The sequence below is a fragment of the Ruegeria sp. AD11(2025) genome, from assembly GCF_056542405.1.
In genome coordinates, this window is record NZ_JBQFZU010000024.1 from 21,904 (window position 1) to 36,836 (window position 14,933).

At 55.6% G+C, this 14,933-nt stretch carries 12 protein-coding genes; 7 read left to right on the top strand and 5 right to left on the bottom strand.

Annotated features, from left to right (window positions below):
• The first annotated feature begins 59 nt into the window (after positions 1-59).
• On the top strand, positions 60-2,087 hold the full coding sequence (locus ACR1XY_RS18740) for an oxidoreductase (protein ID WP_480595436.1): 2,028 nt from the start codon (positions 60-62) through the stop codon (positions 2,085-2,087).
• A gap of 511 nt (positions 2,088-2,598) precedes the next feature.
• Here the strand turns inward: ACR1XY_RS18740 and ACR1XY_RS18745 are convergent.
• From ACR1XY_RS18745 to ACR1XY_RS18755, 3 genes are all read right to left on the bottom strand, one after another.
• A complete protein-coding gene (locus tag ACR1XY_RS18745) occupies positions 2,599-3,738 on the bottom strand; it encodes an ATP-binding protein (protein WP_480595437.1) in 1,140 nt (379 codons plus the stop codon).
• Positions 3,739-3,926: 188 nt separating this feature from the next.
• The gene (locus tag ACR1XY_RS18750; protein WP_480595438.1) at positions 3,927-4,586 is read right to left on the bottom strand and encodes a response regulator transcription factor; all 660 of its coding nucleotides are present in this window, start codon (positions 4,584-4,586) and stop codon (positions 3,927-3,929) included.
• A 37-nt stretch (positions 4,587-4,623) separates the two neighbouring features.
• Positions 4,624-5,277, bottom strand: a complete 654-nt coding sequence (locus ACR1XY_RS18755) for a PepSY domain-containing protein (protein WP_480595439.1) — start codon at positions 5,275-5,277, stop codon at positions 4,624-4,626.
• A gap of 198 nt (positions 5,278-5,475) precedes the next feature.
• Between ACR1XY_RS18755 and ACR1XY_RS18760 the strand changes: the two genes are divergently transcribed.
• The 4 genes from ACR1XY_RS18760 to ACR1XY_RS18775 all read left to right on the top strand — a co-directional run bounded on the left by ACR1XY_RS18760 (position 5,476) and on the right by ACR1XY_RS18775 (position 9,069).
• Positions 5,476-6,588: a hypothetical protein gene (locus ACR1XY_RS18760; RefSeq protein ID WP_480595440.1), complete on the top strand. Its 1,113-nt coding sequence runs from the start codon at positions 5,476-5,478 to the stop codon at positions 6,586-6,588.
• A gap of 927 nt (positions 6,589-7,515) precedes the next feature.
• Positions 7,516-7,713: a hypothetical protein gene (locus tag ACR1XY_RS18765; protein WP_480595441.1), complete on the top strand. Its 198-nt coding sequence runs from the start codon at positions 7,516-7,518 to the stop codon at positions 7,711-7,713.
• A gap of 223 nt (positions 7,714-7,936) precedes the next feature.
• Entirely contained in the window at positions 7,937-8,326 is a 390-nt protein-coding gene (locus ACR1XY_RS18770) for an HAD hydrolase-like protein (RefSeq protein ID WP_480595442.1), read from the top strand.
• Between the two features lie 50 nt (positions 8,327-8,376).
• Positions 8,377-9,069 (top strand): glutathione S-transferase, encoded by a 693-nt coding sequence (locus ACR1XY_RS18775; protein WP_480595479.1) that lies wholly within the window; start codon positions 8,377-8,379, stop codon positions 9,067-9,069.
• A gap of 26 nt (positions 9,070-9,095) precedes the next feature.
• Here the strand turns inward: ACR1XY_RS18775 and ACR1XY_RS18780 are convergent, their stop codons facing one another.
• Positions 9,096-9,482 (bottom strand): WGR domain-containing protein, encoded by a 387-nt coding sequence (locus ACR1XY_RS18780; RefSeq protein ID WP_480595443.1) that lies wholly within the window; start codon positions 9,480-9,482, stop codon positions 9,096-9,098.
• Positions 9,483-9,686: 204 nt separating this feature from the next.
• Between ACR1XY_RS18780 and ACR1XY_RS18785 the strand changes: the two genes are divergently transcribed.
• Both ACR1XY_RS18785 and ACR1XY_RS18790 read left to right on the top strand, forming a co-directional pair.
• On the top strand, positions 9,687-11,246 hold the full coding sequence (locus ACR1XY_RS18785) for a class I adenylate-forming enzyme family protein (RefSeq protein WP_480595444.1): 1,560 nt from the start codon (positions 9,687-9,689) through the stop codon (positions 11,244-11,246).
• 371 nt (positions 11,247-11,617) lie between these two features.
• The gene (locus ACR1XY_RS18790; RefSeq protein WP_480595445.1) at positions 11,618-12,859 is read left to right on the top strand and encodes a YbfB/YjiJ family MFS transporter; all 1,242 of its coding nucleotides are present in this window, start codon (positions 11,618-11,620) and stop codon (positions 12,857-12,859) included.
• 111 nt (positions 12,860-12,970) lie between these two features.
• On the opposite strand, the gene ACR1XY_RS18795 is transcribed toward ACR1XY_RS18790, so the two are convergent.
• Positions 12,971-14,857 (bottom strand): NAD-dependent malic enzyme, encoded by a 1,887-nt coding sequence (locus ACR1XY_RS18795; protein WP_480595446.1) that lies wholly within the window; start codon positions 14,855-14,857, stop codon positions 12,971-12,973.
• Positions 14,858-14,933 lie beyond the last annotated feature (76 nt).

The window sequence follows — 14,933 nt, forward strand, 5'->3', positions numbered from 1 at the left end:
CCCGCGCGCCCGACCTTGCGCGGTTTTCAAACAGCAGCTTTGGCCGAAGGGATACGAAAGTGGCAAACTTACTTGATCCGTTTAAATTGAAACACTTGGCTTTGCGCAACCGTATCGTTAGCACATCCCATGCACCGAGTTTTGCCGAAGACGGCCATCCACGGGACCGTTACAGGTTGTATCACGAGGAAAAGGCGAAAGGCGGGGTCGCTCTGACCATGGTCGGTGGGTCGACCAATATCGCCCCTGATAGCCCATCGGTGTTTGGCCAGCTTTATGCCGGTGATGACAGTATCATCCCATGGTTCCGGAAACTGACGGATGGTGTTCACGAACATGGCGCCGCTATCATGTGCCAGATTACTCATATGGGGCGACGCACAGCCTGGGATGATGGGCATTGGCTTTCGGTTATGGCTCCGTCTGGTATCCGCGAACGCGCTCACCGCTCCTTTCCCAAAACAATGGAACAAGAAGACGTCGATCGCGTGATCAGCGATTTCGCTGCTGCTGCGCAACGTTGTCAGCAAGGCGGGTTCGACGGGATCGAAATTTTATCCCACTCACACCTTCTGGGGCAGTTCCTGTCCCCACTGACCAACCAGCGCGAAGATAACTATGGCGGGACGTTGGAGAACCGTATGCGCCTGACCCTGCAAGTGCTAGACGCGGTGCGCGCAGAAGTCGGCCCCGATTTCATCCTGTCGATGCGCATCACCGGCGATGAACTGACCGAAGGAGGGCTGAGCGCCAAAGATTGCATAGCTGCCGCCCGGATGTTGGAACGTTCCGGCCATGTCGATCTTCTCAACATCCTTGCCGGTGCACCCTTTGATGATCTGGGCTTGGCTGAATGGGTGCGCCCAATGGGCCTGCCTGCGGCCCCGCATGTCAACGTGGCCGGCAGCATCCGTGATGCTGTTGATCTGCCGATCCTGCACGCCGGGGGGATTGCGGATATTGCCACGGCCCGCCACGCTGTCGCTGGCGGCCATGTTGATCTGGTGGGCATGACCCGCGCACAAATGGCCGATCCCTATTTGGTGGATAAACTCGCGCGTGGGGAGGAAGAGCGCATCCGACCCTGTGTTGGCCTGGGTTACTGCGTGGACCGGGTCAATCAAGGAAAACCTGCCGTGTGTGGGCACAATGCCGCCACGGGGCGAGAGCGGACCTTGCCTCATATCATCACCCTCAGCGACACTCGCAACAAAGTGGTTGTCATTGGCGGTGGGCCCGGCGGGCTGGAGGCCGCGCGGGTCTGCGCCCTACGCGGTCACGAAGTCGTGCTGTTTGAGGCGTCGGATCGGCTGGGCGGCCAGTTGGTTTTAGCCGCCAAGGGGATGACGCGCAGACAAGTCTGGGGCGTCGCTGACTGGTTGGTTTCCGAAGTGAGCACGCTCGGGGTCGATATCCGCTTGAACACCTATGTTGAAGCCGATGACGTGCTGTCCGAAGCTCCCGATGTCGTGGTGGTCGCGACAGGCGGCTGGCCCGAAACCGTAGCCATCCCCGGCGGCGACCTGGCGGTCTCCAGTTGGGAGGTGTTGTCCGGTGAAGCACGCGTCTCGGGCCAAGTGCTGTTGTTCGACGAGGTCGGCGACCACCCTGCGGCCATCACGGCCGACATGCTGGCAAGCACCGGGTGTAGCGTCAATCTCGTTACCCCGGATCGGACCCTTCTGCATGACCTCGGTCCAACAACCTCTGCCGTTGCATTGCGCGATCTGGTCTCCAACGCAGTTACCTTCACCTGTCTGCAAGAACTTACCTCTCTGACGCGTGAAGGTGACTTGGTTCGCGCCAGCTTGCGGCACGTGTTGACGGGGGATGTCACTGAATGTCTCGTTGATTACGTGGTTGTTGAGCATGGCCTGTCCCCGATGGCCGAGCTTTATTTCGACCTCAAGCCAAGTTCGCGCAACCTTGGACAGATCGAACACAAGGCGCTCATTGGGGGGACGTTTCCATACGTTGACACCAATCCGAGCGGTCAATTCTATCTGGCCCGCATTGGTGATGCGGTTACAAGCCGGAATATGCACGCTGCAATTCTCGATGCCTTGCGGGTATGTGCTCCGGTCTGAAAGAAACCATGCTCCTCCGCCGATAAAACATGGGAGTTGACTAGCAGTTCTGGTGCAGCAAATGACAGGATAGCACCGACCCTCATAGGTTTCGAGCGGCCCAACCAATCATTGAGCTTCGCCAACCGATGCTGCGACGCGGCCCGTCGAACCTGCCGTTCGATGCGCGAACGAATTGGGCGGTCAGCTGAACTCAAGCAGAGCGGACTTTGCCGGATTTCGATTTCCAGCCTTTGCTGCCGCAGCAACTTTTCGCACATGCCGCACGCCTATCGTTGCGATGCAGCGTATGTCACCGAACCAGCCGTTCGAGGGCGTCGATTTGGCTCCGACAGAAACCGTACTTCCGCCGTAGCTTGACCCGACAACGTGGACGCGGGACGGAGCGAGGATTCACCGTGCAGGCCGTCACGACCGCTTTGTGGCAGTCCAGTGCCTATCCAGGCACCGAGTTATAAACTTAGAATGGGCTTCGCTTTGGTCGCCGACAGTGCTGAACAGTGCGGTTTTCTCACGTGCCAATCTTGATTTGGCACGCCAAACCGCCCAAGCGTTTCGATGTTTCCAGTTCCAGCTTGCCGCCATAGACGTTCAATAGATCAACGGAAATAGACAACCCCAATCCTGTTCCTTCTACAGAGGTATCCAGCCGACGGCCGGAACGCATAACCTCTCGTCGGGCGTCTTCTGGGATTCCTGGCCCGTCATCTTCAACGCAAAGTTCGATACTGCTGTCGGTACGTCGTGCAGTGATTTGAAATCTTGTGCTGCTCCACTTGAGGGCGTTGTCGAGAAGATTTCCAATCACTTCTTCGATGTCCTGGGGATCCATTCGAACGCGCAAACCAGACTCGCAATCCGAAGTCAGCGTTTTTCCTTCACGTTCTGCCATGGAGGAAAACAATCTGCACAACCGTTCGACCGAATTCGAAAGGTCTGTTCGGGAATGCGTCAACTCTCCGGTGATTGATGCGCGCATGCGTGCGAGGGAACGGCCAAGCTGGGCGTCAATTCGGCTGAGGGCTTCTTCTGCTGGCTCTGTTTGTGCTCCGGTTCGAGACAGGTCTGTCAATTCGTTGCGTAGAATGGCCGTCGGTGTTTTCAGGGCATGCGCCAGATCCGCTGCCTGCCTTCGGGAGCTGGAGACAATCTCGCGATTTCTGTGCAGCAACTGATTAAGGTCTTCAACGAGTGGGGAAACCTCATCCGGATAATCTTCGGGCGTCAGATCGTCGCCCTGATCCCAGCGATGGGCCACATCGGCGCGCAACTTTCTGAGAGGGCCGACAATGGCCGACATAAGCAGAAGCGAACTGGCCACCCCAATCAAGCCGACTAATCCAAAAACCGGAAGCAAGTTGCTTTGCGCTTCCCTGCGTTCACTGATCAATACCAGCCTGCTTTCGGCGACGGTTACGCCCCATTCCGTTCCATCTTCGAACGTGATTTTCTGAAAGACACCGCGAACGGCCTCACTATCCGGGCCTGTTGTGTTCCAAATGGCTGCCTCATCACTGGCGCGTGCAGGTTCTGCAATCGTTTCATCAAAAAGCGAGGCAGAGGTATAGACGACCCCGTTGCTGTCCGATACTTGCCAATACCGTCCTGAATAGGGCGTGCTATAGGCCGGGTCGAACAACAACTCGCGCAAGGTTTCGGGGTCATCCGTAGTGGCGCTGAGGCCAACGACAAGCTGGGTGTGACGGTCTCGCAACGCTCCGTCGAACTGATCCAGGACGCGCGTGTTGATGTACGAAAATACCACCAGCGTACCTACGCCCACGGACAACGCAGCCGAGGCGATGCCACCGAGTAAGGCCCGCTGGCGCAGCGATAGCATCAGGTAGGATCAATCATGTAGCCGCGTCCTCTGACCGTCGTGATCAAATCGGAACCCAGTTTCTTGCGCAGACGCGTGACGAATACGGCAATCGTGTTGGAATCCCTGTCACCGTCGTATTCGTAGATGTGTTCGGACAACTCTGTGCGTGACACCATGCGACCGATGTTGTGCGCCAGATAGGTAAGAACCGCGATTTCTTGCGCCGTCAGGTCAACCGGAATGCCCCCGACACTGACCCGACCGTTCCGCGTATCCAGCGAGACATCGCCCATTTCTATCACCGGATTCATTTGCCCACTTTGTCGCCGCAGGATCGCACGTACCCGCGCGGCCAGTTCGGGCATGTGAAATGGCTTGGCCATGTAGTCATCCGCACCCGCATCCAGGCCGTCGACACGTTCGCTCCAACCGTCTCTGGCGGTCAAGATCAACACGGGTGTTTTGACGCCCGCATTACGCCATTCGCGCAACACAGAAATCCCGTCACGCTCGGGAAGACCAATATCGAGTATGATCATGTCGTAAGGCTCAGTCGCCCCGAGATGCAGGGCATCGGTGCCGTTGTTCGCCACATCCACAACGCGACCCTCGGCACCCAGCAATTTTTTGATTTGTTCGCAGAGCTGGGGTTCGTCTTCAGCAAGAAGTATTCGCATATCCAGAGACTACAATCAAACCGGCATCAGCTTCACTCTATTTTTTGCCGCCACCGTTTCCACCACTGTTACCGCCACCGTTTCCACCACTGTTACCGCCGCCGTTTCCGCCACTGTTTCCGCCGCCGTTTCCGCCACTGTTTCCGCCGCCGTTTCCGCCACCATTGCCGCCGCCGTTTCCGCCACCATTGCCGCCGCCGTTTCCACCACCGTTACCGCCGCCATTTCCACCACCGTTGCCGTTACCACCGCCATTGCCGTTTCCGTTGCCGCCTGCATTGCTTCCGCTTGCGCTGTTCCCACGGGTAGCAGAGGCGTTCTGACCGTTATTGCTGTTGGAATTGGCTGTAGTGGAGCGAGCGGCCTCGGAAATCTCGCGCCCGACACTTGAACGGTTCGGAACCACTGTTCCGGTTTCGGCATTCACGATCACGCTTATGATCTTACCACCCTGCTTTTTAACCAGAATACGGTAGTAGACCGTGTCCGTTTTGAATGCACGGGCGTCGACAGGGGTTCCACCGAATGCCTTTTCCACGCCTTTGATGACGCGCTTCAACCGGATCGCGCTGCCCGACAGCGTCGCCTTGCGCAGTTCAGACTGTTTGAGTTCACGTGCGCCTGCGGCCGCTTGCCCTCCGGACAAGGCAGTCAGCAAAGCTGCAACCAGCAAAAGCGCTTTGGTCTGCATAGTACCCTCACACACCTTTGATCAAAACTATATGGCCGGACATGAACCGATGATGAACAGGCAGTTAGCCCTGCGTTCAAGCGACCTAGGACTAAATAGTGACGACCTTCAATGATTCGAGCCCGAATCCAACTGCCGACCATAGCGACCAAAATCAATGTGCTGATGGGTGTTGCTGTGTGGCTTGGGGAGATTGATATGAAAACCACCAACTGCGGACTGCTAAAAGCCTCAACAATCGCGATTGCCTTGCTGGGATCAACAGCCTTCGTAGCCACCGTCGCCGTGCCGGACGTTGCCTTTGCAAAGGAAGGCAATGGCAATGGCGGCGGAAAAGGTAACGGTGGCGGAAACGGCAAGGGTGGCGACAACGGAAATGGTGGTAGCAACGGCAACGGCGGCGGAAAGGGTAACGGCGGCGGCAAAGGGAATTCTGCCAAAGGAGATCGTGGCGACCATGGCGCTGTTGGCAACAAAGGCGGAAAGAACGGTTTTGACAAGAGCCGAGGTGACCGAAATGCCGGCAAATCGAAGTCCAAGTCCTCACGCTCTGCTTCAGGTAAGGGTGGCCGTTTTTCCTTGAAGGACATCTTCGGCGGCAAAGGTAAATCGAGAACCGTTGCCACCTCCAAAAAAGGCGCGACCACGAATGGTGTCAGGCAAAAGCAGAGGACCTACCACAAGCCGTCGAAAACCGTGATTTTGGAGGAGTCCATTCGTCCCACCGTCCGGACCAAAGGCAACACTATGGCTGCGCTGCTAGGTGCTCACCCGTCTGAACTGGGCGCCTTGAACGCGGCCAACGCCAGCGAGACTGCACTGGCAAACGCAGCCCCCAATTCGCGCGTCGGCCGAATTGCAAATTATCGCGATACCGTGTTGGCAGGCGAGCCGCTGCGCGAGGAACTTGCGGAACAGTTGGAAGAACTCACCGGACTGGAGCCACCGGAACGGACCGTTTCTGAGATCGAGGAAGACCTGGAGGTTGCCCTGAACGAAGTCCATGAAAACCAGAAGCGCGTTGAGGATCTCGAGCAGGCGCTGGAAGACGCCGGCGGCACAGATCCAGAGATCGAAGCGCAACTTGAAGAGGCCCAAGCCGCTTTGGACGACTCGATCGAAGAAGCTCAGGATCTGAACGACGAGAGACAGGCCACCATCGACTATAGTGAAACTGTCGAAGAGGTGGAGGAACTGACGGAACTTGTTGAAGAGCAAGACTTGGCCGAGCGTGAAGCCTTGGAAGCAGCGGCCAACAAACCTGTCACCGACGCTGTTGAAGAACAGGTCAAATCGCTTCTGGGACTGTAGCCGAAAGGGTTTAGACCGCTCTTGGTCTTTCACACCTACGGACGCCCGGTCGGGCCAGAGGCATCATGGGTGTTTAAGTGTCGGCATTGGTATCCGCTGATCGCGATGTTGGACAAAACGAAATCCCGCCCCAGGTTTGGGACGGGATTCAGGTTACAATTCCGATGTTTAGGACGAATATCGAGAATTGTTCCGGGGGGTCAACTGATAAGCCTACTGACGTTTTGGTGAGCCTCGGATAGCCGCTTGTTTTTTATGATTTGTGTTAGTGCATTTTCGATAGGAGGGAAGCGACCAGTGCTCGAATTCATCTTGGTTGTCTGACGCTCTTCGGTACTTTTGCCAGAGGTCTGCTTCGCAGCGTTCGTGCTGCGGTCTTCAGTCACAAAGGTAGGCTTGATCATGCTAATCCCCTTGTTGTCAACCAAACAACTTGCGTTCCGTTCAATATAACCAGGCCACTATGCCCCAGCGTGGTTGAACACATTGAGAATACACTGTTCACGTTCGGTTAATGTTGTTCACGAAATAAAAACAAAGGGTTTTGGCCGAACACCTCTTGTTTTGCACCCATCAACTTTGGCGGATTGGCAGGTCGATTATTGAGAGCACCGTGCCGAGTGATCCACTGCGCCGCAGGAGAATTGGTCAGCGGCAGGCAGGTCTCTGCCCAGGAATTGGTCAATTCCCGACGAGAAGCATTATCAAGACACAAAGCTAAGCGAGGCACCAGAGATGAAATCAACCTTGGGAATTGTGGCAACGTTATTCGCTATTCAAGCCGCATCGGTTGCGAGTGCCAGTTTCGTCTCGCAGCCTCTTGGGCCCAAACAGAGTGCCGCAGCGCATACAACACTGCAGCCTGTTCTCGCAAAATCCAAAACCGGACAGTGCCCGCCCGGCTTGGCTAAGAAAACAGTCCCATGCGTGCCACCCGGCCAAGTCAAACGATACCGGGTTGGGGACTACATCTATGATGGGTATGCGCGTATCAACAACCCCGTCCGATATGGTCTGAGGCGAAACGGATACTATGTGCGCGCCGGAGACTACGTTTACGAAGTAAACCGGGAGACGCACGAAGTGCTGAACCTGATAGGGGCAATAGCCGACATTCTGAACTAAGTGTCGTCTCTCAAGGTTGACCGGCTCGGGTTGCCGCCATTCGGCCGTCCCGCAAAGATCGGAAGAATGGGCTAATCCGAACCACCGCTGCTGCGCGAACGTAGGTCCGGTCCGGAATGGCGAACGGCTCGCGCGGCCCGCCGTTATTGTTGGCGATGCCGCTCAAGAATTTTCCTGCGAAAACATGAACAGTTCACACCAATTGCTGCAGAAGGGAGCGCTCTTGGTCGCCCTCGTTAACAACCGCATTTTTATGGATCAGGATGGGCAACTGAACCTTGATGCTGGCTGCTATGTTTTAGCGTTTGAACACGCTACCTGCATCCGGGCTCAGTTGCCGGGCAATCCAGATCCCGGGTTCTTCAGAGCCGCTATTGCCACTACCGGATTCTCTCCTGCGCAGGCAGCCATGATCGGCGACGATGCTGAAAGCGATATTGATGGTGCCTTGGCTACGGGACTGGCAGAAGCATATCAGGTGTGCAAAGGAAAACTCCGTAATGGCGACGAGACCCGGTTTATACCGAAACCGACGGCCACGGTGGCCGATATTTGCGAAACGGTGGAACGCTTGGCCGGACCTGGTGGCATGAAAGCGGAAGCTTCAACCTGACAGTCGAGGAAGGGTTTGACCGAGCCGGCAGATTGCAGGTAAATCCTCATATGCCTCATCACCCAATCTTATGGACCTTTCGCCGCTGCCCTTTTGCAATAAGGGCACGCCTCGCGTTGGCAAGTTCGGGTGTCAAAGTTGAGCTGCGTGAAATTCTTCTAAGGGACAAGCCGCAAGCCTTCTTGCAGACCTCTGCAACCGGTACCGTTCCTGCACTTCGCCTTCCGGATAAGGTTTTTGACGAAAGCCTGGATATCATGATCTGGGCTCTTGAACAAAATGACCCGCAGCGGCTTTTGGACATGCCACAGGAAGGGTGGGATCTGATCAAGGAAAATGATGGCCCGTTCAAGGCTGCATTGGATCACACTAAGTACGCCACACGCTATCCGGAAATCGACCATGCAGCAGAGCGAAAGGAAGCTGCAAGCTACTTGGTCAACCTCGACAAACAGTTGACCGGGCGGACTTGGCTGTTCGGAAATCGCCCAACCCTCGCGGATCTTGCACTCCTGCCCTTTGTCCGCCAGTTCGCCCATATAGACAGGCAGTGGTTTGACGCTCAGGAATGGCCGAATTTGATTGCATGGCTGGATCGCTTCTTAATAAGCGAAGCTTTCTCGCACGTAATGAACAAGTACTCGCCATGGGTAGAAGGCGACGCACCACTTTGGTTTAGCGGCCCTGTTCAACATGGCGAGCCGGTCCCTTGCCGACAATCACCATCTTCCAGAAGTTTCTAATCCACTTTTCCAAGAGTTGCCTGGAATTACTCGCTCACTGAAACGTATCCTCGACGACGTTTCTGCTTTTCGAGTTTACGGAGCGCTTCAGCGGCCTGACTTTCGTCGTTGTAGGTCACCATCATGGCTTGCCCATTCGTTCCAATACGACCCCAGCTGCGAAGAACGGAAACTTCTCCGAATAGCGTCGGCTGCAACTCTATTCCATAGAACCGGGCCATGTTGACGTCCGGGTCCACATGAATCAGATGGACAGGTGTGGCTTCTGTCAGATGCATACCTTTTTTGTATTTTGATTCAGCCTTTCGGTCTAGTGACCCTAGGAGGTCGATTAGCAGGCAAAGATTCTGAGCTTTGCCGGAGTCTAATACCAACTCTACCTGCCGATGAGACAATTTTCGCTCAACACGCATTTCCGCCGGTCACCAATAACTACCGGTGTCGGTAAGACCATTTGATCATGCGATTAGGTTTACGATTGCGTTCATTGCGCGACCAATCATTAAAATGATTAGGACACACTATGGTGCCGGTGTATCGGGCCGATTGGCTGGGGCTTCTTAGCCTAGGCGACGTGGTGTAGACTTTAGAACGGCTTGGATTTTTAGGAGAAGGACATGCCGGTATCCGGACCACCGCTGACCGTAACAGCGGATTTGACGGACCTGTTTCGACGGGGATTGTCAGCGGATCCCGAGGCGACTGCGCTGTACGCATTGGACGAGAAATTCAACTGGAGCGAGTTGGATACCGCCTGTACACGGCTTGCGCTGAGGTATCTGAGCCTGGGCTTAAACCCGGGAGACAGAGTGGCGTCGATCATGCCGAACCGGGCAGCACTTGTGATCCATTACCTGGCTTGTATGCGGGCGGGTCTCGTGGCGATGCCGCTCAACTATCGTTACACGGCCGCGGAAATCGACTATGCATTAGGATTGGCGAAACCTGTGGCGCTATTCGCTCATGCCGAACGGGCCGAGGATGTGGCCGTAGTTCCTGGCGTAGCGCAATTGCCTGTTGGAATGATTTCCTATGGCGGCAAATTGACCGGAGCGCTCGCCTTCGAGGATTTGCTGGCAGGAGAAGGCGAAGGGACGCTGCCGACAGTTGGAGCCGAGGTTCCAGCGTTCATATTTTTTACCTCTGGGACCACCGGAAAACCCAAAGGCGTGACACATAGCCAAGCCAGTATGGGATATATGGTAGCGAGCAATGCACAAGGGCTGGGCCTAGGTCCCGAGGACGTAGTGCTACCAGCCTCGTGGATTTCGCATACCGCAGGATTGCGACTGACGTTTGCAGGGCTTTGGGCCGGTGCTACAACGAATGTTGCACAGCGGTTCACACCCGACGAGCTCTTGGCGCTCTTGCGGCAGACGCGGCCGACGGTGGCACAGATCCTACCTGCGCCTTTGGCGGCGCTACTCACAGGACACGGGGCGAAGCGCGAAGACTTTCGCTCACTACAAACGATGATGGCCGGTGGAGACAAGCCCTCTCAGAAGCTGGTCGACGCGTTCGGCGCATTAGCCGGTGTACCGATTGGGGCGTTTTATGGGATGACCGAAATGGGGACGTCGCATTCCAACACCCACGGGGGCGCTGAAAAGCTCGGTGCAGTTGGGTTGAATAATCCGGGCTATGTCTCGGCGCTTCGCGACGAAGCTGATGATGAAGTGCCCGTGGGTATAGACGGGCGGCATTGGGTAAAGAGCCCGACCATAATGACGGAGTATTGGGAGAATCCGGAAGCTACTGCAGCGGCTTTTCGGGATGGCTGGCTCGACACCGGCGATTTGATGCGGCGGGACGAAGACGGTTATTTCTGGTTCCGGGGGCGACGAAAGCAGATCATCGTACATGACGGATCGAATATCAGCCCGACTGAAGTGGAGGATGCGTTGACAGCACATCCAGCCGTTGCCGCAGCAGTTGTGGTTGGAGTGCGAGACGAAATGCACGGGGAAGACGTCTGGGGGTTTGTGAGCCTGACCGAAGGCGCCAAGCTGGTGCGCTCAGGTGAGATTATCGACTTTGCGAGAGAGCGTATTGGATACAAGGCGCCGGACATGGTTCGGGTAGTGGAAGCTCTGCCGTTGACCATGGGCGGCAAGCTTGACCGAATGGCGTTGAAGCGCTTGGCGGCGGAAGAAAGTGGTGCTGCACATGTGCTGTGACGCGCTTGGCGGTTGGCTCAAGGAGTCGGACGGCTTGCCATGGGGTTTTAAGCGGTGGCCACAGGCGGCAAGCAGAGGGAGTCGCCTATTCTGTCCGACTGTGTACGTTCCTTGCGGGCTCTTTGCCGATCTGGAGTGCGATGCAGTATCTCCCTGGTCTCCGCTCGCGTGAGCGTTGAGAGCGTTCAAAACTGCTCTTTGTCACAGACCCGAAGTGTGGAGCGTTTTTGCGCCGCCTTCCGTGTTGGCACAGGCGCCAGTCAATTGGAACCACGACGCGTGGACAGATTGGTCGGAAGTTGCACCACAACATATTTCAATCTCAGATTGTCTAATTTGAACAGCAAAGGGCCTGGGCAGATCGGCTAGGATTGCACGACAAAGCACATTGGGGCACGGTGTTCATTCAACTGGAAAGGGTACCCATGTCCGCGGGGAAACCTACCAACCCATGGCTCATATTGCTGGGCCTCGCGCTCGGGGTCAGCATTTCCAACGCCTTTGGTCGCTTTGCATACGGCCTTATTCTGCCATCAATGAAAAGTAGCCTTGGCTGGAGTCTCACTCAGTCTGGTTGGCTAAATACGGCCAATTCGATTGGCTACATAGTAGGTTCGATTCTAACACTTCTGTTAATCCGGCATATTTCGCCTTCGCGGTTGTTTGCAAGCGGCACTTTAGCGACCGCACTGTGTCTTTTGGCGACCGGGTTTGATGAGAACCTCGTATTTCAAACTGCTTGCCGTACATTGGTGGGATTGTTTGGTGCTCTTTCTTTTGTATCAGGCGGCGTCCTGGCAGCATCGCTGTTCCAGAACAGCGCCCGAAGAAATGCATTGGCTATCGCCTTATACTTTGGCGGTGGCGGAGGATTGGGTATCGCGTTGTGTGGCGCTATCCTTCCCGGTATGTTGGACGCATTCGGGCCACAGTATTGGGACTGGGCATGGATCGGGGTCGGGTTGGCAGCCCTGGTCATTTGCCCACTCTCGATTTGGGCTGCAACCAGATTGAACGAAACCGAACACGACGCCGCACTACCTTCCATCCCACCGGTGCGCAGAATGCTGGGTGAACTCGGCGGGTATGCGTTGTTTGGACTGGGTTACATTGTCTACGTCACTTTTATCTCCGTCTGGATGAAGGAGCAGCAATCCAGTGTCCTGTTGACCACCGCAACGTGGATGGTTCTTGGGTTCAGTATCATGGGGTCTCCGTTTGTATGGCGCGGGGTGCTGGCTCGCTTTTCATCCGGAGTACCTTTGGCGCTGATCCTAAGCGGAGTCGCATTAGGTTCAGCCCTGCCGATCCTGGTTCCAACCGGATATGGATTGATTTTGTCGGCACTAGTGTTCGGACTGTCAGTGTTTATGCCGCCTACTGCTGTAACCAGCTTTGTCCGCAAGAATGTTGAACAACCGGATTGGGGTGCAACCATAAGCTTCTTTACCGTGATGTTTGCAATCTCACAGGCACTGGGGCCGATCGGGGCTGGCGTCATTGGGGACATAACCGGAGAAATAGGGGACAGTTTGATCGTAGCCTCTGCGATCCTGCTGGTAGGTGCCCTTTGTGCTGCGATGCAAAAGCCGCTCAGCCGTGAGGCGGCTTAGCCGTCGCAATCTGGACCACGCGCAGATGCTGCGTTTCATTCCCAACAAAAGCCTCAATGGATTCTGAATGAACAAACAGAAGCCCCCCGGCCATTCCAACGCGGTTCGGCTTCACGCGATCTCCCCATAGTGCGGGATCCAGAACTTCGCATCTATCGCCGCCTTCAAGTCATCCTCTGTGGTTTCGGGCGCAACCCCATCCAACTGCGCCTGTCGACCAACGGCAAAGGCGATAGCTTTGCTGACCTGACGAATGTTCCCCACATCCGGCAGCAAGCTGGCAGTGCGATCGGACTTTGCGGGCGATAATGTGGCCAAAGCCTCGGCGGCGGCCATGAACATCCCGTCAGTTACGCGGCGCGCGCCCACCGCCAGCACACCCAGCCCCATACCTGGGAAAATGTACGAGTTGTTGCACTGCGCGACATGGTGCGTCTTACCGTTGCAGACAACGGGATCAAACGGGCTGCCGGTGGCGACCATTGCACGGCCATCTGACCAGTGGATAATATCCGCAGGCACAGCTTCAATTCGCGATGTCGGGTTCGAAAGGGGCAACACGACTGGATGATCAGTCTGGGCTGCCATTGCACAAATGATCTCCTCTGAAAACAAGCCCGCCTGACCACTGACACCAACCAAAATGTTGGGTTTGGCCCGATTTATCACGTCCAGAAGTGAAATTTCACCGTCGGACCAGCTCCCCACTTTAGCAAGAGGTTGGACAATTTGTTTTTGGAACGGCAGAAGGCCTGTCATCGCATCGGTTAGCAGCCCGTTCCGGTCCACCATGAATATGCGCTCGCGGGCTTCGGTCTCGGGTAATCCTTGACGGACCATGAGTTGGACCAGTTGCTCAGCGATGCCCACTCCTGCAGAACCCGCGCCGAGAAACGCAATAGTGGCGTCCTTTAGCTGAATGCCAGTGACATCTGAGGCAGCCAGCAAAGTGCCTGCCGTTACCGCCGCCGTGCCCTGAATATCATCATTGAATGTACAGAGTTGATCTCGATACCGCGCAAGCAATGGTGCGGCATGTTGTTGTGCAAAATCCTCGAACTGCAGCAACACATCCGGCCATTTGCGCTTTACAGCCTGTACGAAGAGATCGACAAAATCGAAATAGTCATCCCCACTGACGCGCTCATTCCGCCAGCCGATATAAAGGGGATCTTCCAACCGCTCCTGATTGTTGGTGCCAGCATCCAAAACCACCGGGAGTGTCACAGACGGGCTAATTCCGCCAGCAGCAGTATAAAGCGAGAGTTTACCAATCGGAATTCCCATGCCGCCCGCGCCTTGATCGCCCAAACCCAAAATTCGTTCTCCATCGGTGACGACTATAGCTTCGACGGATGGCAGAATGGCGTTGTCCAATATGACATCAATCCGGTCACGCTCAGAGTACGAAATGATCAATCCGCGTGGGTGATCGTAGATTTCACTGAAACGCTTGCAGGCGTCACCTACAACTGGTGTGTAAATTATCGGCATCATCTCGGACAGATGCCGCACCAAAAGAGCGTAAAACAGAACTTCGTTGTCATCCTGAAGACCGCGCAGATAGACATGCTTGTCCAGCGATGTCTCCTCACGTTTAAAGGCGGCATAGACGCGGTCTACCTGGGTTTCGAGTGTTTCGATGTGCGGTGGAAGAAGGCCCAACAATCCAAGCTCTTCTCGTTCCGCCAAAGAAAATGCAGTACCTTTGTTCAAAAGCGGGTTGGTTAAGTATTGTAGATTTACCGGACCGGGATCGACCATAGGCTGTCCTTTCGGATCGGCGCACACAGGTTGCACGCATCTGTCCGGCAAGGTCAGCATTATACGGGAACAAATGCAACGAGCTTGCCACGTGAACGCTTCCTTCCGTATTGGATAGGCATGCTTGCGCGACGGTTGGCTCAAGTGTTCGGCCCAAAGCTGCCATTGACCTAATGCAAAAGATGCTGCGGCGTCGCCCGCCGATGTAGCCATTCGCCGCGTGGCAAAAACCAAGGGTCAATCCAACTCAAGATACACACAAAGAACTCGTCGTGTTCTTTTCATCGCCACATCTGTTTCACGGCCATTC